Raw genomic sequence first — 18,428 nt, forward strand, 5'->3', positions numbered from 1 at the left:
CTAGTACCTCACGTAGACGTCGGTGAGCACGTCGTCGGGGCTCGGGTCCGGCGCGGAGCGCGCCTCCGCGACCGCCTCGTCGATCAGCTTGCGGGTCGCCTCGTCGATCGCCGCGAGCTCCTCCTGCTCGATCATCCCGGCGCCGGTCACGCGCCGGGCGAACGCGTCCAGGCAGTCGCGGTCGCGCCGCAGCGCCTCGACCTCGCCCTCGCCGCGGTACGTCTGCTGGTCGCCCTCGAAGTGGCCGAAGTAGCGCATCACCTTGCACTCGAGCAGCGTCGGGCCGCCGCCGGCGCGGGCGCGGGCGATGGCCTCGCCGGCCGCCTCGTGGACGGCGAAGAAGTCGAACCCGTCGACCGTGATGCCCGGCAGGCCGAACCCGTCGGCGCGCTTGGCGACGTCGATGCCGGACTGGTGGTAGTTGCTGGAGGTCGACTCCGCGTAGCCGTTGTTCTCGACCACGAACACGCACGGGAGATGCCACGAGGCCGCGAGGTTCAGGCTCTCCAGGAACGTGCCCTGGTTGGACCCGCCGTCGCCGGTGAACGAGACGCCGACCTGGTCGGTCTTGGTCACCTTCGCCTTCAGCCCGACGCCGCACACCAGCGGCGGGCCGCCGCCGACGATCCCGTTGGCGCCGAGCATGCCCTGCGAGAGGTCGGCGATGTGCATCGAGCCGCCCTTGCCGCGGCAGAGCCCGGTCGCCTTGCCGAAGATCTCGGCCATCATGCCCTTGACGTCGCAGCCCTTCGCGATCGCATGGCCGTGGCCGCGGTGGGTGGACGCGACGAAGTCGTCCGCGCGAAGGTGCCCGATCACGCCGGCCGCGATCGCCTCCTCGCCCGCGTACAGGTGGACGAAGCCCGGGATGTCCCCCGTCGCGAACTCCACGTGCGCGCGCTCCTCGAAGTCGCGGATCGTGCGCATCACGCGATAGGCCTCGAGCAGCTGGTCCTTCGTGAGCTCCCCCGTCGTGGGGGGCGCGACTGCAGACATGCGTCTCCTCCTCGCTCGACTGCGAAGGGGAAGCTACGCCGTGCGGGGTTGCAACCGGGTTGCAGCGCGGCGCATCACGGCGTCGACGTCGATCCGGCGCGGGCCGCCGGTGAGCCGGACGGTGGCGGGCTGCGCGCGGCGCTCGATCTCGCGCTCGCCGTCGAGGGCGAGGCAGCCGTGGGCGGCCGCGAGCCGGACGGGGCCGTCGATCGGCGCGAACGACGCGACCGCGACCGGCACGATCAGCCCGGGCGCGATCGGCGCCATGATCGTCTCGCCCTCACCGAGCGTCACGTGGACGCCCTTGGCGCCGGGCGCGAGCATGCCGGCGATCGCGGACAGGCCGACGGCGCCGGGGTTCGCATGGGTCACGAACAGCTCGGTGATCGACTCGGCGCGCCACAGCGCGCGGGCGCCGACGAAGCGCTGCGGGCTGACCGCGACGTCGACGAGGGCGAGGTCGGTGATCCCGTCGGCCTCGACCTCAAGCGCGGGCTCGCGGCGGATGTCGTCGTCGGTCGCGAGCCCCGCGGCAAGGCCGGCGATCGTCGCCTCGCGCATCTCCGGGAACGCGTTGTTGGTGCCGGTGGAGAGCGCGACGATCGGCGTGTCGCCGCACGCCTTGGCGACGACGCGATGGGTGCCGTCGCCGCCGAGCACGACGATCGCGCTGACGCCGCGGGCGACCATCTCGCGGACCGCTCGCGTCGTGTCGTCCGCGCCGCCGGTCAGCGGCATGTCGAGCACCTCGAGAGGGAGCGGCTCGCCGTGGCCGCGGATCAGGCGCTCGAGCGTCCAGCCGAGGCCGTCGGCGGCCGGCATCATCAGCGCGCGATCGACGCCCGCGGCGCCCAGCCCGGTGAGGACGCGGTAGACCATCCCGGCCTTCTCGGAGTTGCCGAACACGCCGGCGCCCGCCACCAGTCGCCTGATGTCGCGACCTGACGCCGGGTTGGCCACGATGCCCACTGACACCCTGCGCTCGACGTTACAGTTGCAGCACCGTGCGCGATCCCTTCATCGCGGTCGATGCCGGGACGGACATCCGGGCGCACGCGCGCGCCCTGCGGCGCGCGTGGGAGGCGCGCGAGCCGGCGTCGGTGCGCGCCGTCATCTCGCAGTCGTGGTCGCGGATGGCGTCGGCGGGTCTGGATCCGGACCACCTGCACCCGAGGCGCGCGCTGTCCCCGGAGGCGGTGGACGATGCCCGCGCGGCGTCCGGGCTGGGCGAGGCGCTGCCCGCGCTGCGCCGCTGCCTCGGCGGCCTGGCGCTCGACGCCGAGCACGTGATGGTGATCTGCGACGCCGCCGGGCGGATCCTGTGGATCGAGGGGCACCCCCGCGTCAAGCACCGCGCCGAGGGCATCACGTTCACGGAAGGGATGCTGTGGACCGAGGACAGCGCCGGGACGAACGCGATCGGCACCGCGCTCGAGATCCAGCGCGCCGTGCAGGTCTTCTCGGCCGAGCACTTCCTGTCCGAGCAGCACATGTGGTGGTGCTCGGCCGCGCCGATCCACGATCCCGCCACCGGCGCGCTGCTCGGCGTCGTGGACATCAGCGGGCCGATGCGCACGGCGCACCCGCACAGCCTGGCGCTCGTGATGGCGGCGGCCGAGATGGCCGAGGACGTGCTGCGCTACAAGCTCGCGGTCGAGGAGAACCGGCTGCGCGTGCTGTATCTGGAGCGCACGACCGGCGCGGGCACGAGCGCGCTGGTCGGCGCCGGCGGCCGCGTGCTCCTGGCCCATCCGGCGGGCTGGATCGCCGGGCCGGTCGAGATCCCGCCCGGCGGCGGGCTGGTCGCGCTCGAGGACGGGCGCGTCGCGTTGGCCGAGCCGCTCGAGGTCGCGCCGCCGGCGGCCGACGGCGCCTGGGTGCTGCGGCTGATCCCGGAGCGGACCGTCGCGCGCCCGCGGCTGCGCCTGCGGCTGCTCGGCCGCTCCGCGACCGCGGCGCTCGGGGAGGCGGGACCGCTCGCGCTCTCGCTGCGCCACGCCGAGATCCTCGCGCTGCTCGCCCTGCACCCGGACGGGCTGACCGCCGAGCAGCTCACGCTGCACCTCTACGGCGAGTCCGGCAACCGCATCTCGACGCGCGCGGAGATGTCGCGGCTGCGCAAGCTGCTGGGCGCGTGCCTCGCCGCCCGTCCCTACCGCCTGCTCGCCGACCTCGACGCCGACTTCCTCCAGGTCGAGTCCGCGCTCGCCGCCGGGGACGTCGACGCCGCCTTCGACGCCTTCCGCGGGCCGCTGCTGGCGGAGTCCGGCGCGCCGCGCGTGGCGCAGGCGCGCGACGAGCTCGAGGGCGCGCTGCGGCGGGCGGCGACGGGGTCGCTCGACGGGCTCTGGCGCTGGCTGCAGACCGAGCCGGGGCGCGACGACCTCGCCGCGATGCACGAGTTCCTCCGCCGCGCGCCGGCGGGCGACCCGCACCGCGCGCTGATCGAGGCGCGGGCGCGCTCGCTCGAGCGGCGCTGGGGCATGGTCGCGATCGCCCGGGTGCATCGGCTCCGGGAGCCCGCCGCATGAAGGCGCTCATCCAGCTTCGCGAGGCCTACGCCGCGGGCCACGTGAGCACGTCGACGCTGGAGTCGCGGATCGCGCTCGCGCTGTCCGGCGCGAGCGAGGACGCGGTGTGGGACCTCCCACGCTGGTGGCACCGCCGCACCGCCCCGCGGACGCTCGTCGTCGACGGGGTCGAGTGGCCGCTCGGGCCGTCGCTGCGGATCGGGCGCAGCTCGTCGTGCGATCTCGTGCTGCCCGACGACGCGGTCTCGCGCCGGCACGCCGAGATCGCGCTGCGCGGCGGGCTCTGCGCGATCCGCGACCTCGGCTCCTGCAATGGGACCTACGTGAACGGGCGTCCGGTCACGCGCGCCCGGCTGCGCCGCGGCGACGAGCTCCAGCTCGGCGAGACGCTGCTGCAGCTCAGATAGCCCGCGGCGGACCCGCGCGGTGCATGGTCAGGACGATATGGCGCGCAGCAGCGCGGTCGTCGCGGCGGGTCCACCAGGCACGCCCCTCGGCGGGGGTGGAGCCGGCCGGGCGAATCCCGCTGTGAGCGCCGGGCTCAACCCAGCCGCGCGAGCCGCAGCGCGAGATGGCAGAGGAGCCGGTCCTCGCCGTTGCGCAGATCGATCTCCGCCAGCTCCTCGATGCGCCGCAGCCGGTAGTACAGGCCGCCGCGGTGCAGCGACAGCGCCGCCGCCGTCGCCTTCACGTCGCCCGCGTGATCCAGGTAGGCCTCGAGCGTCCGCACGAGCGCCTCGTCGCCGGCCTCCAGCAGCCGCCGCAGTCCGTCGGGCAGATCGTCGAGCGCCGAGTCCGGCAGCGAGGACACGAGCCGGTCGACCCCCAGCTCCTCCCAGCGCGCCCGGCCGGCCGGCTCGCGCCCCGCGACCCGCAAGGCGGCGAGCGCGCGCCGGTGCGAGGTGCGGGCGTCCCGCAGCGACTCGACCGCCTCGCCCTCGCCGACCAGCACGCGCGGCTCGCGCACGGCGCCGAGCGCGTCGGTCACCACGTCGCCGGGCATCCCGCGCCCGCCGGCGATCACCACGATGCCGCCGTCGATCTCGCCGCACAGCCCCTGCTTGGCCGGCAACCGGGCACGCAGGCGGTCGAGCACGTCGGCACGCCAGTCCTCGGCGGCCGGGCCGTCCGGCGCCGCGGCCCACACCCGCAGCGGGCGCAGCGGGAGGTAGCGGTCGGCCTCGAGCTCGGCCGCGGCCGTCGCGGAGCGGCTCGCGTCCGGGCTCAGGAGCGCGGCGACGAGCTCCTGCTCGCGCCTGCGCCGGTGCAGCGCGGCGTCCGCGTCGGGCTGCACGAGCGCGGCGGCCTCGGCCGCGGCCGCGCGCGCGAGCCGCAGCTCCTCGGAGGTCACCGGCGGGTCGTCGAGCAGCCACAGATAGCCGAGCCGGCGGCCGCCGCCGACGAGCGGCACGCACACGCGCGCCCGCATGCCGATCTCCGGATGCGCCGGGATCCGCAGCGGGCCGGTGGCCGTGCGGATGCCCTCGTCGTGCAGTGCCATCCGCGCGGTCTCGGGCGCGAGCCGCCCGAGGATGCTCGCCGTGCGCACCTCGTCGAGCTCGCCGAACTGGATGCTGTACGCGAGCGGGCGAAGCTCCAGGTCGTCGACCAGCACCGGACGGCTCAGCCGCAGGCTCAGCGCGTCGACGATCTCCTGAAGTCCGCGCTCCACCTGGGGAGCGAGCGTAGAGGGTTCAAGATGAGGCGGCGACCGGCTCGAAGTCGAGGCTCGGGATGCCCTGGTGCAGCAGGAAGCGCGGATTGGACTGCGTCAGCCGGTAGGCCTGCGCGCTGGACGCGCCCGCCGCGAGAAGCAGGTGGAAGCCGAGCTGGAGCGTGTGATCGCGCGAGCCGGGATGCCCGTCCGAGGCCAGGCAGTACGCGAGGCCGCGGCGCACGAAGTCGGCCGCCAGCTCCTGGACGTCGAGCCCGTGGTTGCCGAGCAGCGAGCAGACGTTGACCTGCAGCAGGGCGCCGGCCTCCACCAGCGGCCACAGGGCGTCGTGACCGCCCGCGGCGCGCTCGGGATGCGCGAGCAGCAGGCCGTAGCCGAGGACGGAGAGCCGCTGCGCGGCGGTTACGAAGTCCTCGTCGATGCCTGCGAACGGGCATTCGAGCAGCAGCCAGCGCGCGCCGGCCGGCCCCTGCGCGATGTGGCGCAGCTGTTGGGGGGACAGCAGTAGTGCGTCGCGGTGCGCGAGCTCGCCGCCGGGGTGCAGCCGAACGCCGAGGCCTTCGCCCTCGATCGCTCGCTGGGCCTCCTCGCGCGCCTGCGCGAGCCCGGACAGGTGGATGCCCCGGAAGTGCGCGCGCTTGACGTGCGGGGTGCACGCCACGTCGCGCACGCCCTCGGCGTGGAGGCGGCGAGCGTGGCGGAGCGTCTCCTCCATCGTCGCCGCCCCGTCGTCGAGGCCGGGGAGGATGTGGCAATGGAGATCGACGTACGACATGCGGCCCCATCACACTAGAAGGCCGTGCCGACGGCGCTCGAGCGCGGTCACGCCGCGATCACACGATCGAGAGCACGATGATCGCGGCGAGCACCAGCGTCGCGATCAGGACGACCGCCAGCGCGGCGCGCCGCCGGCGCCGGGCGCGGTCGGCCGTGCCGGTCTCGAGCCGGCGCAGCGCCTCGGCGACCTGACCGACCGAGAAGTAGGCGCCGTCGGCCGCGCGCGCGACGATCTCGAGCAGCGGCTGCGGCGGCTCCTCGCCGCGCAACATCGCGGCGAGCAGGCTCGCAACGGCGGCCGGTGACGAGGGCGGCCGGTCGGTGCGCGCGAGAATGCTGCGGCCGTCCAGCGGATCCAGGTACGCGTGCTCGGCGCTGATCCATACGCGCTCCGGCGTCACCGGCGGCAGCTCCGCGCCGGCGCCCTCCAGCGCCTGGACCGCCTCGGCGACCTGGCCCGCGATCCGCGTCGCGCGCTCCGGCGTCAGCGGGCCGTCGCGCAGCAGGAGATCGAGCCGGCGGCCGGGCGGCGCCTCGGCGATCGCGAGCGCGCACCCGCCGGCGGTACGCGCCTCGTAGACCGGCAGCACGTGCGGATGCACGACGCCGCGCAGGCGCTGCGCGCGCTCGAGGAAGCGCACGGCCGCGACAGCGCCGGGCGGCTCGGCGGCGACGTAGAGCGCGACCGTCCGGCCCTCGACGGGATCCTGCGCCCGCAGCACCGAGGCGGCGCCGTCGTCACGCTCGATCGACTCGATTCGGTAGCCGGCGAGCCGCGCCCCCGGCTGAAGGTTCCGCACCCTGACTTCCCTTCCGTTCACCGACCCGCGCCCATTAGAGCCGATGCGCGTGCTCCCGCCAAGTCCTCCATAGTGTGTGGCGAAATGGTCGACACCAGTCCGCTTACGCACCGTCAGATCCTCGTCGTCCTCGCCGGCGTGATGGCGGGCATGCTGCTCGCCGCGCTGGACCAGAGCATCGTCGGCACCGCGCTGCCGCGGATCGTGAGCGAGCTCGGGGGCCTCGACAAGCTCTCCTGGGTGGTCACCGCCTACCTGCTGACGTCGACGGCGGTCACCCCGCTGTGGGGCAAGATCTCCGATCTCTACGGGCGCCGGCTGATCTTCCAGGCGGCGATCGGCATCTTCGTCATCGGCTCGGCGCTCTCGGGCATGGCGCAGACGATGGCCGAGCTGATCGCCGCGCGCGCGTTCCAGGGCGTCGGCGGTGGCGGGCTGTTCGCGATCGCGCTGTCGATCATCGGCGACGTCATCCCGCCGCGCGAGCGCGGCAAGTACCAGGGATACTTCGCCGGCGTCTTCGGCGTCTCGAGCATCGCCGGGCCGCTGCTCGGCGGCTGGTTCACGGACGGACCCGGCTGGCGCTGGATCTTCTTCATCAACGTGCCGATCGGGATCGCCGCGCTGGTGATCACCTCGAGCGCGCTCAAGCTGCCGGTGCGCCGGCGCGAGCACTCGATCGACTACCTCGGCGCGGCGACGATCATCGCCTCGGTGACGTGCCTGCTGCTGTACCTGAACTGGCGCGGCAAGGACTACGGCTGGGGCGAGACGGGAGCGCTCGCGCTGCTGGCCGGCGCGCTGGGGCTGGGCGTCGCGTTCGTGTGCATCGAGCTGCGGGCGCCCGAGCCGATCCTGCCGATGAGGCTGTTCCGCAACCCGATCTTCTGCGTGGGGAACCTGTACGGCTTCCTCGCCGGCATCGTGATGTTCGGGACGATCATCTTCCTGCCGCTCTACCTGCAGGCGGTGCAGGGGATGTCGCCGACGCTGTCAGGGCTGGCGCTGCTGCCGGCGATGGTGGGCATCTTCGCGACCTCGATCCCCGCCGGGCAGCTGATCTCGCGCACCGGGCGCTACAAGATCTTCCCGGTCATCGGCGCGGTGCTGCTGACGCTCTCGCTGCTCGGGCTGTCGCGGCTCGGCGCGGACACGCCCTACTGGAAGGCGGCGATCGCGATCTTCCTGCTCGGCGCCGGCCTGGGCCTGACGATGCAGACGATCCTGACCGCGATCCAGAACGCCGTCGACCGCGCGGACCTCGGCACCGCCACCGGCGCGACGACGTTCTTCCGCCAGATCGGCGGTGCGATCGGCGCGGCCGCGTTCGGCGCGGTGCTGGCGAGCCGGCTCACCGTCCACCTCGCCGACGAGTTCGGCGGCAACGCACCGAAGGCGGACACCAACAACGTGCAGGCGATCCAGGCGTTGCACGGCGCCGTGCGCGAGCACGTGCTGACCGCGTTCTCGGACGCGCTCGACGACGTGTTCTTCATCGGCGTGCCGGTCGTCGTGCTCGCGTTCTTCGTCGCGCTCGGGCTCAAGGAAGTGCCGCTGCGCACGACGTAGATCCCCGCGGCGAGCGATTGCCGTTCGTGCCGGACGCGGACGTGCTCACACGCTGAAGCGCGTGACGGCGGCCTCGTCCCACTCGATCGGGCCGCCGGGCATCACCGTCCCGTCCTTCGCCACGACCGGCTCCTGCAGGATCGGCCCCGCCTTGTCGAGGTGCTCGAGGTAGTGCCCGTTCGGGATCGCGGCGAGCAGGTGGGCGCTGACCTCGGGGTAGAGGTGCGTGCTCGTCGGCAGGCCGTGGGCGGCGACGCGCAGGAAGCCCGTGACGCCGCCGACCCGGGCGACGTCGGGCATCACGAGGTCGGTCGCGCCGGCCTCGACGCTGCGGCGCGCCTCCTCCGGCGACCACCAGCTCTCGCCGGCCTGGACCGGCGTGGCGGTGGCCGCGGTGAAGCGCGCGTAGGCGGCGAGGTCGGCGGCGGGGAACGGCTCCTCGATCCAGACCAGTCCCGCGTCGTCGAGGCGCTCGATGTCCGGGATCGGCTGCTGGTTGAGGTCGACCATGAGATCGACGCCGAGCGCCTTGATGCGGGCGATCACCGCTGGATCGGTCGACTTGACCTTGAGGGCCGGGAATCCCTCCGCGGCGCGGGCCTCGGCATCCGCGCCGGCGCGGGACGTCAGGCTGCCGTAGGCGGGGACCGGCTCGGGCGCGCCGCCGAGCAGGGTCGCCAGCGGCAGCTCCGCGGCACGCGCCAGCGCGTCCCACGCGGCCATGTCGAGGCCGCCGAGGGCGTAGCCCATGAGGCCGGCCGTGCCGGTGAAGAAGAAGCGCGGGCGCAGGTCGTCGGAGAGCGTTGCGACGGGCCGGCCGGCGATGTCGAGCGCGTTCAGCGCCGCGACGACCCCCGCGAGCCCCTCGGGCGTGTAGGTCGCGACGTACGTCCGCCCGGTGACGCCCTGCTCGGTCTGGAGGTCGATCAGCGCGAGCGGGAACGTCGTCAGCGTCCCGGCCGCGGTCTCGACGGGCGGATCGGCGGGAAGCTCGACGGCGCGCACGCGCAGGGAGCGGACCGTGAGGGCGGGCGCGCGCTGGAGCGCCGCGGCGAGAAGATCGCTCCCGGTGCCCGTGCTCACGGCGCGCCTTCGCTCAGCCGGCGCTCCGCCCGCGCCAGCGCCTCGCGGGCGCCGGTCGCCAGGCCCGCGAGGATCTCCGCCGCCGGCCGCTCCTCCGCGAGCGCGTGCGCCTCGCCGGCCCACAGGTTGATCGACTCGCCGTCGCCGGCCTCGCGCGCGGCCCTGCGGATCGGCGACGTGAGGTGGTGGATCTCCGGGTACGCGAGCGGCGCGTCGGGGTGCTCGTCCATGAAGCGATTGCGGATCCCGCGCGCGAGCCGGCCCGTGAACGCGCGCGTGAACCCGGTCGGACGGTCGGTCGCGAGCGCCTCGCGGTGGGCCGCCGGCGTGCCGGCCTCTCGCGCGCGCAGGAACGCGGTCCCGACGGCCGCCGCGGACGCCCCAGCGCACAGCGCCGCCGCCACCGCGCCGCCGGTCGCGATGCCCCCCGCGGCGACGAGCGGCTTGTCGGTGTCCGCCGCGATCAGCTGCAGCAGCGGCAGCAGCGAGAACAGCGCGACGTCGGGCGCGTCGGTGAAGCCCCCGCGGTGGCCGCCGGCCTCGCTGCCCTGCACCGCGAGCCCGTCGGCGCCCGCGGCGAGCGCGGTCTCGGCCTCCTGCGGGCTCGTCACCGTCACCCATGCCTCGGATCCTGCCGCCCGCACGCGCGCGATCTCGCCGGCAGACGGGCAGCCGAACGTGAACGACACGACGGGCGGCGCGACGTCCTCGACCAGCGCCAGCTTCGCGGCCCAGTCGTCGTCCTCGAAGCGCGGCTCGCCCGCGCCTTCGCGCTCGGCGGCGACGCGCCGCGCGTAGTCGCCGTAGGACGCCGGGTCCGACGGCGCGCCCGGGACGAACAGGTTCAGGCCGTACGGCCGCGCGGTCAACTCGCGCAGCGCGGCGATCCGCTCGCGCGTCGCGGCCGCGGTCAGGTAGCCCGCGGCGAGGAAGCCGAGGCCGCCGCCCTCGCTGACCGCCGCCGCCAGCTCCGGCGTCGACGGCCCGCCGGCGAGCGGCGCCAGGACGATGGGGACCTCCAGGCGATCCAGCACGCTCATGGGCAAGATCGTATGTCCCGCGAGTTGCGGGCGCGGCCGCACGCTGCTCATGGTCACTGAGCACGTTGGCGAGCGGCGCCTGTCTACCGGCCGCGTCCGCGAGCCGCGGGCTCAGCGGCGACGGCGGCGCGGGGCCCCGCGCGGCCGCGCGGCGACGCCGGCGAGTCGCGCGGATCGCGGTCGCGGCACGTGCGCGGTACCCCGCGGACGCTCCGCAGGATCGGGTCCCACCGGCCCGCTGGCCTGACGTTCACGATCGATCACCCCGCGCGTCCACTTCGCCCACACCCGACCATCACCGCGCCCCGCCCGCCGGCGTGCCTTACGAACCTTCGAACTATTCGAAGCTTCGTCGCGCACGCGCTCGCCGCGCGGCGCCGAAACGATCATCGCGGCCCCGCGAACCGCGCACGCAAGTTCTCCCGAGGCCGCCGCGCGGCGCGCGGAGACGCCGGCGAGCCGCGCAGATCGCGATGGCGGCACGTGCGCCGCGCCGCGGACGCGCGCACGAGCGGCGAACTGCGCGCGGCCGCCCAGAGCCAGCGGGCGCCCGTGCGCAAGCGGTCACCCGCGCCCACTTCGCGAGCCCCTAACCGGCCTTCCCGCAAGCGCTTGCGTTCTGTCACAAGCGTGTTACTATCTCGCGCGCCGGTTCTTTCTCTCCTCCCCAAGAAAGGGCTCCCCATGGCACGACGCATCGTCGCCGCGCTGAAGCGGGCGATCGGCGAGCACGACGCGGAACCGCAGGTGCATTTCCACCAGGGCGCGGCCGGCCAGCCGGCCGTCTGTCACGTGGCGAACTGCACCAGCCCGCGGCTCGACGTCGCCTAGACCGGTACCGACTGCTCGGCCGGGTCCCCAGCGAGGGCCCGGTCGAGCAGTTGCCGGAGCGTCTCGCGCTCTTCCGGGCTGAGCGGACCGAGGACCTGGTCCTCGACCGTGTTCAGCGCCGTGTCCGAGCGCGCGAGCGCCTTGCGGCCCTCCTCGGTCACCTCGACGATATGACGCCGGCGATCGGCGGGATCGCGCGTGCGGCGGACGTGTCCTGCCGCCTCCATCTCGTTCAGCAGCAGCACGCAGTTGTTGGGATCCAGGTGCATCGAGATGCACAGCTGCTGTTGCGGCAGCGGCCCGTTGCGCAGCGTCGAAAGCGTGGCGTACGCCTTCATCTTCATGCCGAGGATGTCCTCGGTCGCGCTCCGATAGACGAGCCGGGACAGGCGCGTCAGCAGCACCATCGATCCGAGCTCGCTTGAAGTGGACATGTGCGTCCACATAGTAGCAGCTTGGTGGATTCTCACTCGATCAGATATAGTCCATGACCTAGTGACTATCACCAACGCACTTAGCGCCGACCGGCGCCGCTGGATCGCCTTGGCGGTCGTCTGCCTCGGCCAGCTGATGATGGTGGTGGACGCGACGATCGTGAACGTCGCGCTGCCTTCCATCAAGCGCGATCTCGGGTTCTCACAGGCCGACCTGACCTGGGTCGTGAACGCCTACCTGATCGCCTTCGGCAGCTTCCTGCTGATGGCCGGCCGCCTCGGCGACCTCGTCGGCCGCAAGAAGGTCTTCCTCCTCGGCCTGATCATCTTCACCGCCTCCTCCGCCCTCTGCGGGCTCGCGGACGACAAGGTCGTCCTGATCGCCGCCCGCTTCGTCCAGGGCCTCGGCGGAGCGATCGCCTCCTCGGCGGTCCTCGCCCTCATCGTCACCGAGTTCCCGCGCCCTGACGAGCGCATCAAGGCGATGAGCGCCTACATGTTCACCTCCACCGCCGGCGGGTCGCTCGGCCTGATCGCCGGCGGCGCGCTGACCCAGTCGCTGGACTGGCACTGGATCTTCTTCGTGAACCTTCCGATCGGCCTGATCGCGCTGTGGCTCGGTGCGCTGCTGATCAACGAGACCGAGGCGATCGGCCTGCGCAAGGGCCTCGACGTCGTCGGCTCGCTGCTCGTGACCGGCGCCCTGATGCTGCTCGTGTACGCGATCGTGACCTCGGCCGAGCACGGCTGGGGCTCCTCGCACACGCTCGGCTTCGGCGGCAGCGGCGTGATCCTGCTGGCCGCGTTCGGCTGGTGGGAGGCGCACGCCGGCAACCCGATCTTCCCGCTCTGGATCCTGCGGCTGCGCTCGCTGATCGGCGCGAGCTTCGTGCGCGGGCTGATCGTCGTGGGCTGGTTCGGCTCGTTCTTCCTGGGCGCGCTCTACCTCGAGCAGGTCCTCGGCTTCAGCTCGCTGCAGACCGGCCTCGCGTTCCTGCCCATGACGCTCTCGGTCCTGATCATGTCGCTCGGCCTCAGCGCCCGGCTGATGGCGCGCTTCGGCCCGCTGCCGCTCGTGCTGACCGGAACGTCGCTGACGATCGCCGGCCTCGCGGGCCTCTCGCAGGCGGGCGAGCACGCGGGCTACTTCCCGCTGCTGCTGCTCTCGTTCATCGCCCTCGGCCTCAGCGGCGGGCTCTCGATGCTGCCGCTGCTGACGACCGCGATGTCCGACGTCCCCGAGCGCGACGCCGGCCTCGCCTCCGGGATCGTCAACGTCTCGATGCAGGTCTCCGCGGCGCTCGGCATCGCGATCCTCGGCACCCTGGCCACCGACCACACGCGCACCCTCGTCGCCGAGGGCGCGTCGCGCGCGAGCGCGCTGACCGACGGCTACCACCTCGCGTTCACCGTCGGCGCCGGCTCGGCCGCCGTCGCCGCCCTCGTCGCCCTGCTCGTCGTCCGTCAGCCGCGGCCGCGCGAGGAGGTCACGGTGATCGAGACCGTAAAGACCTCAGAGGCGCTCATGTAAACGCGTCTGAGGGATTCAGGCTTGGGATGCGACCTCGGCGAGCCTCGGGGGCTGGGCTCCCGGGCGCTCGCAGGTCCGCGCCGCCACGACGCATGCGAAGCGGGTCGCCTCCCGGACCGCGTCGGTGTCGGCGAGGTCGTCGCGGCCGAGGCCGCGAAGGCTCCACCAGGCGAGGAAGCCGCCACCGAAGGCGTCGCCGGCGCCGATCGTGTCCACGACGCGCGCCGCCGGCGCCGGCACGCGCAGTTCGAGGTCGGGCGTGATGACCAGCGCACCGTCGCCGCCCGCGGTGACCAGCGCCACGCGCGGGCCCTCCTCGAGCAGCGCGCGCGCCGCCTCGGCGGGAGCGAGGTCGGGCTCGAGGTACCGGAGGTCGTCGACGCTGGCCTTGACCACGTGCACGTACTGCAGGGTCGCCGACAGGCTGCGGCGGTACGTGCCCTGGTCGGGGATGAACGTCGGGCGGCAGTTCGGATCGACCATCACCAGTGCGCTCCCCGAGACCGCCTCGACCACCGCCTGCAGCGCGATGGCGGTCGGCTCCATCACGAGCCCCAGCGTGCCGACGTGCAGCATCTCGACGTCGGGCGGGAGCATGGCCAGCGCGGCCTCGGGCTCCAGCGACGGCGCCGCCGTCCCCTCCGTATAGAAGCGGTACGTCGCCGAGCCGCCGGCGTCGAGCTCCGCCAGCGCCAGCGTCGTCGGGAGCGACGTGTCGAGCACGGTGTCGAGCTTCACGCCGTCCTCGGCCAGCGACGACCGCAGCTGCGCGCCGAAGCCGTCGTCGGACAGGCACCCGAGATAATGCACGTCGCGCTCGAGCCGGCCGAGCGTGCGCGCCGTGTTGTACGGCCCTCCGCCCGCGTGGGCGCGCAGCTCATGAGGGGATTCGTGAACGAGATCGAACAGCGCCTCGCCGCCAACCAGGATGGGCATGGCCGCGAACCCTACGCCGTGTGCAAGGGTGCAGCGCCTGTGGCCCGCCGCCCGACCATGAAGGACGTCGCCGCACTGGCCGGCGTCAGCCTGAGCACCGTCTCGCGAACCATCAACGGCGACCCCAAGGTGGCGCCCGACCTCGCCGCACGCGTGCGGCACGCCGTCGGGCTGCTCGGCTACCAGCGCGACGAGGCGGCGAGCGCCCTGCGCCGCGCCGACCGCGTCTCGGCGAGCGTGGCGATCATCATCGAGGACGTCGCGAACCCGTTCTTCTCCGCCGTCCACCGCGGCGTCGAGGACTACGCGCGCGAGCGCGGCGTGCTCACGCTGTCCGGCTCGTCCGACGACGCCGCGCGCGAGCGCGCGCTCGCCGAGGCGTTCGTCTCCCGCCGCGTCGACGGGCTGGTGATCGCCCCCGCCGGCCCCGACCACCGCTACCTCGAGCGCGAGCACGCCGCAGGCCTCCGGCTCGTGTTCGTCGACCGGCCGGGACACTGGATCGAGGCCGACGCCGCGCTGAGCGACAACGCCGGCGGCGCCCGCGCGGCGGTCGAGCACCTGATGGCCGCCGGCCACCGGCGCATCGCCTACCTCGGCGACCGCGCGTGGCTGTTCACCGCGAGCGAGCGGTTCCAGGGCCATCGCACGGCGGTCGGGAAGGTTGCCCCGGGGCTCGTGCACCAGGACCTGGGCGAGGAGCGCGCCTACGCGGTCACGCGCGAGGTGCTCGCCGCGCCCGACCCGCCGACCGCGCTGTTCACGTCGCAGAACCTCGTCACGCTCGGCGCGGTGCGCGCGCTGCACGACCTCGGCGTGCGCGACCGGGTCGCGCACGTCGGCTTCGACGACGTCCCGCTCGCCGACGCGCTGGCGCCCGGGCTCACCGTCGTGGCGCAGGATCCGCACGCGCTGGGCCGGACGGCCGGCGAGCTCCTGTTCGCGCGCATGAACGGCGAGCACGGCCCGCCGCGCCGCATCCTGATGCCTACACGGCTGATCCGACGCGGCTCGGGGGAGCTAGCAGCCGTGTCGGGATGACGAGGCGTCCCGGGCGCCCCTCGCGCCCCTCGAGCCGCGCGAACAGCAGTCGCGCGGCGGCGTGGCCCATCGCGCGCGGGTCCTGCGCGACGACGGGGATGCCGACCGCGCCGGCGAGCGCAACGTCGTCGAAGCCGATGACGGCGACCCGGCCGGCGCCGTTGGACGACGCCGCCGCGCGGACGGCGTCGAGTGCGCCGAGGGTGGTCGGGCGCGTGCTCGCGAGCAGCGCGGTCGGAGGCTCGGGCGAGTACAGCAGTTCGAGCGCGGTCTCGCGAGCCGCCTCGCGGTTGGCGAGCCCCAGGCGCGCGAGGCGCTTGTCCGCCACCGCGCCGACCGCCGCGACGCCCTCGCGGTAGCCGCGCAGGCGCTCGGTCGCCGTGAAGAGCCATTCCCGGTCGCCGAGGAACGCGATCCGCCGGTGCCCGGACACCGCGAGATGCGCGACCGCGGCCCGCGTGCCGCCGGCGTTGTCGCTCAGCACGGCGTCGACCTCGAGCCAGCGCGGCGGGCGATCGACGAACACGAGCGCGAGTCCGGCCTCGCGCTCACGCCGCAGATGGCGCTCGTCGGTCGCGGCCGGCGCCACGATCAGCCCCTTGATGCCGCGCGCGGCGAGCCCGCTCACGACCTCGCGCTCGCGTCCCGGAGCGGTGTCGGAGCTCGCGGCGAACGCGAGCGAGCCACGGTCGTAGGCGACGTCCTCGATCCCCCGCTGGAGCGCGGCGAAGAACGGATCCGCGATGTCGTCGCAGACGAGGCCGATCGCGCCGGCGTCGCGGGGGGCCTCCGGCGACGGCTGATCGGGCCTGTAGTCCAGCCGGAGCAGGGCCTCGCGCACGCGCCGCCCGAGCTCGCTCTGGACCTCGATCCCGTTGACCACGCGCGACACCGTGCTCAGGCTCACGCCCGCGGCGGCGGCTACGTCGCGCATCGTGGGGCGTCGCTGCTGACGAAACGTTTCCACCGCGTTGGAACGTAGCGGTGATACGCCCTGTTTCCAGGCACGAAAACGCTATTCGAGGAAACCCTCGCAATCGAGAGGCTCCGCCTTCGGCAAGGCCTATCCGAGCATGCGCCCCGCGTCGGGTTCAGAACGCCGTCGAGAGTGCGAACGGGTGGACCGGACCCGAGCCGCGGCGGCGCAGCTGCCCGGCGACCATCGCGAGCGTCCAGCCGGAGAAGCGGATGTCGTCCACGAGCAGGCAGGGCGAGCCGGGCGGCTCACCCACGACCGCGAACGCCCCGCGCACATTGGCCACCTGCTGCGCCGAGTTCTCCATCTCGCGCTGCGGCGGCGCGTCGCGGGCGCGCTCGACGGCGGCGACGTACGGGAGCTGCAGCGCGTCCGCCACGCGGCGCGCGAAGTCGGGTACCAGCTCGCCGCTGCGCATCGACGGGATCGCGGTGACCCAGGCGACCGGCGCGCCCCACGTGCGCACGGCCGACGCCGCAGCGTCGACCAGCTCGTCGCCGAAGCGCCCCTTGCTGCGGCCCTCGCGCACGAGCGGATCCCAGCCGCCGTCGCCGAGCCGCGCGAGCGCCCGCCCCTCCTCGGCGCGCACGTCGTCCCCGAGCTTGCGCATCTTCCCCTCGCGATCGGGCGCCATCTTCTTCGTCTCCAGCACGAGCGGGCGCGAGCGCAGGTGCAGCGCCGCCTCGCGCACGAGCACGGGGTCGAGCGGCCCGTCGAAGCGCGGGCCGGCGCAGACCGAGCAGATGCCGCAGTCCGCCGGCGCCGGGTCGTCCAGCTCCTCCTGTAGCGCGCGCATCAAGCAGCGGCCGTCCGCGCCGAACGCCGCCATCGCCGCCTGCTCGCGACGCCGCAGCGCTGTCACGTTCGCATAGCGCTCGCCGTCGTACTCCCAGCCCCCGCCGTCGGCGAGCACCCATTGCGAGCCGTCGCGCGTGACCGCGCCTTCGACGTCGAGCACCTTCAGCATCGCCTCCAACCGCCCGCGGCCGAGGTTCACTACCGCGGTCAGCTCCGGCGTCGACGCCGGTCCGTCGCTCAACGCCTCCAGGACCCGCTCCACGCGGTCGCGCGGCGGGAACGCCTGCTCGATGAAGAAGTCCTGGATCCGGCGGTCCTCGGCGCCGCGCAGGAGCACGACGTCGGCGCGCTCGATCGCACGGCCGGCGCGGCCGACCTGCTGGTAGTAGGAGATCACCGACCCGGGCGCCTGGTAGTGGACGACGAAGCCGAGGTCCGGCTTGTCGTAGCCCATCCCGAGCGCGCTCGTCGCCACCACGGCCTTGAGCTCGTTGCGCAGCAGCCGCTCCTCGACCTCGACGCGCAGCTCGTTGGCGACCTCGCCCGAGTACGCCTCGGCCGGCACGCCGTGGCCGGAGAGGAACTCGGCGACGACGTCGGCGTCGCGCTTGGTCAGCGTGTAGACGATCCCGGAGCCCGGCAGCGACGGCAGGTGCGTCGCGAGCCACGCGAGCCGGTCCGCCTGACCCGGCAGCTCGACGACCTCGAGCCGCAGCGAGGCGCGCCCCAGCGGACCGCGGTAGGTGCGCAGCGCGCTGACCCGGCCGACGGCGAGCTGCTCCGCGACGTCGGCCACCACGCGGTCGTTCGCCGTCGCCGTCGTGCACAGCACGGCGACGCCCTCGGGCAGCGCCTCGAGCATCTCCGCGAGGCGCCGGTAGTCGGGCCGGAAGTCGTGGCCCCAGTCGGAGATGCAGTGCGCCTCGTCGACCACCAGCAGCCCGACGCGCGACGCGAACAGCGGCAGCATCTCCTCGCGGAACCTCGGGTTGTTCAGGCGCTCGGGGCTGATCAGCAGCAGGTCGACCGCGTCGTCGGCGAGCAGCCCGCGCACCGCGTCCCAGGCGTCGCGATTGGTCGAGTTGATCGTGTGCGCGCGGATCCCCAGCCGCTCGGCCGCGGCGATCTGGTTGCGCATCAGCGCCAGCAGCGGCGAGACGATCAGCGCCGGCCCGGCGCCGCGCTCGCGCAGCAGCGCCGTGGCGAGGAAGTAGACGGCGGACTTCCCCCAGCCGGTGCGCTGGACGCACAGGACGCGCGCGCGATCCTCCACGAGATCGGTGATCGCCTCGCGCTGGTGCTCGCGAAAGCGGGCGTCCGGGCCCGCGAGGCGGGTGAGCAGCTCGTCGGGATTCATCTGCATCTCGACGTTAGGACATGTGACGTTTTCTTCGCCCCCGCTTCGGGAGA

Annotated in this window: 17 protein-coding genes; 6 read left to right on the top strand and 11 right to left on the bottom strand. The window is 73.9% G+C overall.

The annotated features are described in order from the left end of the window. Together H958_RS0131075 and H958_RS0131080 are read right to left on the bottom strand one after the other, a co-directional pair. Entirely contained in the window at positions 1 to 996 is a 996-nt protein-coding gene (locus tag H958_RS0131075) for a thiamine pyrophosphate-dependent dehydrogenase E1 component subunit alpha (protein ID WP_028061509.1), read from the bottom strand. Positions 997 to 1,029: 33 nt separating this feature from the next. Beyond that, positions 1,030 to 1,971, bottom strand: coding sequence for an ATP-NAD kinase family protein (locus tag H958_RS0131080; RefSeq protein ID WP_028061510.1), 942 nt, complete (start codon positions 1,969 to 1,971; stop codon positions 1,030 to 1,032). Positions 1,972 to 2,000: 29 nt separating this feature from the next. Here H958_RS0131080 and H958_RS41710 point away from each other — a divergent pair, with 29 nt between their 5' ends. Beyond that, the gene (locus tag H958_RS41710; RefSeq protein ID WP_051325056.1) at positions 2,001 to 3,527 is read left to right on the top strand and encodes a GAF domain-containing protein; all 1,527 of its coding nucleotides are present in this window, start codon (positions 2,001 to 2,003) and stop codon (positions 3,525 to 3,527) included. After that, entirely contained in the window at positions 3,524 to 3,934 is a 411-nt protein-coding gene (locus H958_RS0131090) for an FHA domain-containing protein (protein ID WP_028061511.1), read from the top strand. Before H958_RS41710 ends, H958_RS0131090 begins: the two co-directional genes overlap by 4 nt. Positions 3,935 to 4,068: 134 nt before the next feature. Here H958_RS0131090 and H958_RS41715 read toward each other — a convergent pair whose 3' ends face one another. From H958_RS41715 to H958_RS44455, 3 genes are read right to left on the bottom strand one after another with little or no spacing between them, the layout of a single operon-like run. Then, positions 4,069 to 5,199 (bottom strand): PucR family transcriptional regulator, encoded by a 1,131-nt coding sequence (locus tag H958_RS41715; protein ID WP_051325057.1) that lies wholly within the window; start codon positions 5,197 to 5,199, stop codon positions 4,069 to 4,071. Positions 5,200 to 5,221: 22 nt separating this feature from the next. Continuing rightward, a complete protein-coding gene (locus tag H958_RS0131100; protein WP_028061512.1) occupies positions 5,222 to 5,977 on the bottom strand; it encodes a tyrosine-protein phosphatase in 756 nt (251 codons plus the stop codon). A gap of 58 nt (positions 5,978 to 6,035) precedes the next feature. Beyond that, positions 6,036 to 6,779, bottom strand: coding sequence for a protein kinase family protein (locus tag H958_RS44455; protein WP_051325058.1), 744 nt, complete (start codon positions 6,777 to 6,779; stop codon positions 6,036 to 6,038). Between the two features lie 84 nt (positions 6,780 to 6,863). Here H958_RS44455 and H958_RS41725 point away from each other — a divergent pair, with 84 nt between their 5' ends. Continuing rightward, the gene (locus H958_RS41725; RefSeq protein ID WP_081686474.1) at positions 6,864 to 8,348 is read left to right on the top strand and encodes an MDR family MFS transporter; all 1,485 of its coding nucleotides are present in this window, start codon (positions 6,864 to 6,866) and stop codon (positions 8,346 to 8,348) included. A 45-nt stretch (positions 8,349 to 8,393) separates the two neighbouring features. Here the strand turns inward: H958_RS41725 and H958_RS0131115 are convergent, their stop codons facing one another. Then, complete coding sequence (locus tag H958_RS0131115) at positions 8,394 to 9,431, bottom strand: enolase C-terminal domain-like protein (protein ID WP_051325059.1); 1,038 nt, start codon at positions 9,429 to 9,431, stop codon at positions 8,394 to 8,396. Continuing rightward, positions 9,428 to 10,471, bottom strand: coding sequence for a nitronate monooxygenase (locus tag H958_RS0131120; protein WP_037412147.1), 1,044 nt, complete (start codon positions 10,469 to 10,471; stop codon positions 9,428 to 9,430). The genes H958_RS0131115 and H958_RS0131120 overlap by 4 nt, the downstream gene beginning before the upstream one ends. A 684-nt stretch (positions 10,472 to 11,155) precedes the next feature. Here H958_RS0131120 and H958_RS47100 point away from each other — a divergent pair. Continuing rightward, the gene (locus tag H958_RS47100; protein WP_156028431.1) at positions 11,156 to 11,302 is read left to right on the top strand and encodes a hypothetical protein; all 147 of its coding nucleotides are present in this window, start codon (positions 11,156 to 11,158) and stop codon (positions 11,300 to 11,302) included. Here the strand turns inward: H958_RS47100 and H958_RS0131130 are convergent. Further along, positions 11,299 to 11,736: a MarR family winged helix-turn-helix transcriptional regulator gene (locus H958_RS0131130; protein WP_028061516.1), complete on the bottom strand. Its 438-nt coding sequence runs from the start codon at positions 11,734 to 11,736 to the stop codon at positions 11,299 to 11,301. The genes H958_RS47100 and H958_RS0131130 overlap by 4 nt on opposite strands. A 61-nt stretch (positions 11,737 to 11,797) precedes the next feature. Between H958_RS0131130 and H958_RS0131135 the strand changes: the two genes are divergently transcribed. Next, positions 11,798 to 13,267, top strand: coding sequence for an MFS transporter (locus H958_RS0131135; protein WP_051325060.1), 1,470 nt, complete (start codon positions 11,798 to 11,800; stop codon positions 13,265 to 13,267). A 15-nt stretch (positions 13,268 to 13,282) separates the two neighbouring features. Here the strand turns inward: H958_RS0131135 and H958_RS0131140 are convergent, their stop codons facing one another. Beyond that, on the bottom strand, positions 13,283 to 14,203 hold the full coding sequence (locus H958_RS0131140; protein WP_028061518.1) for a PfkB family carbohydrate kinase: 921 nt from the start codon (positions 14,201 to 14,203) through the stop codon (positions 13,283 to 13,285). 57 nt (positions 14,204 to 14,260) lie between these two features. On the opposite strand from H958_RS0131140, the gene H958_RS0131145 reads away from it, so the two are divergent. Then, the gene (locus H958_RS0131145) at positions 14,261 to 15,244 is read left to right on the top strand and encodes a LacI family DNA-binding transcriptional regulator (protein ID WP_051325061.1); all 984 of its coding nucleotides are present in this window, start codon (positions 14,261 to 14,263) and stop codon (positions 15,242 to 15,244) included. Here H958_RS0131145 and H958_RS0131150 read toward each other — a convergent pair. Beyond that, entirely contained in the window at positions 15,192 to 16,178 is a 987-nt protein-coding gene (locus H958_RS0131150; RefSeq protein WP_037412149.1) for a LacI family DNA-binding transcriptional regulator, read from the bottom strand. The genes H958_RS0131145 and H958_RS0131150 overlap by 53 nt on opposite strands. Positions 16,179 to 16,335: 157 nt before the next feature. Then, positions 16,336 to 18,375, bottom strand: coding sequence for a RecQ family ATP-dependent DNA helicase (locus H958_RS0131155; protein ID WP_231379414.1), 2,040 nt, complete (start codon positions 18,373 to 18,375; stop codon positions 16,336 to 16,338). Positions 18,376 to 18,428 lie beyond the last annotated feature (53 nt).

The organism is Candidatus Solirubrobacter pratensis (assembly GCF_000425945.1).
GTDB classification, from domain to species: domain Bacteria; phylum Actinomycetota; class Thermoleophilia; order Solirubrobacterales; family Solirubrobacteraceae; genus Solirubrobacter; species Solirubrobacter pratensis.

Coding starts and splice junctions, on each gene's coding strand:
- H958_RS0131075 (WP_028061509.1), bottom strand. CDS start 996: ATGTCTGCAGTCGCGCCCCCCACGACGGGGGAGCTCACGAAGGACCAG.
- H958_RS0131090 (WP_028061511.1), top strand. CDS start 3,524: ATGAAGGCGCTCATCCAGCTTCGCGAGGCCTACGCCGCGGGCCACGTG.
- H958_RS0131100 (WP_028061512.1), bottom strand. CDS start 5,977: ATGTCGTACGTCGATCTCCATTGCCACATCCTCCCCGGCCTCGACGAC.
- H958_RS41725 (WP_081686474.1), top strand. CDS start 6,864: ATGGTCGACACCAGTCCGCTTACGCACCGTCAGATCCTCGTCGTCCTC.
- H958_RS0131120 (WP_037412147.1), bottom strand. CDS start 10,471: ATGAGCGTGCTGGATCGCCTGGAGGTCCCCATCGTCCTGGCGCCGCTC.
- H958_RS47100 (WP_156028431.1), top strand. CDS start 11,156: ATGGCACGACGCATCGTCGCCGCGCTGAAGCGGGCGATCGGCGAGCAC.
- H958_RS0131130 (WP_028061516.1), bottom strand. CDS start 11,736: ATGTCCACTTCAAGCGAGCTCGGATCGATGGTGCTGCTGACGCGCCTG.
- H958_RS0131140 (WP_028061518.1), bottom strand. CDS start 14,203: ATGCCCATCCTGGTTGGCGGCGAGGCGCTGTTCGATCTCGTTCACGAA.
- H958_RS0131145 (WP_051325061.1), top strand. CDS start 14,261: ATGAAGGACGTCGCCGCACTGGCCGGCGTCAGCCTGAGCACCGTCTCG.
- H958_RS0131150 (WP_037412149.1), bottom strand. CDS start 16,178: ATGCGCGACGTAGCCGCCGCCGCGGGCGTGAGCCTGAGCACGGTGTCG.
- H958_RS0131155 (WP_231379414.1), bottom strand. CDS start 18,375: ATGAATCCCGACGAGCTGCTCACCCGCCTCGCGGGCCCGGACGCCCGC.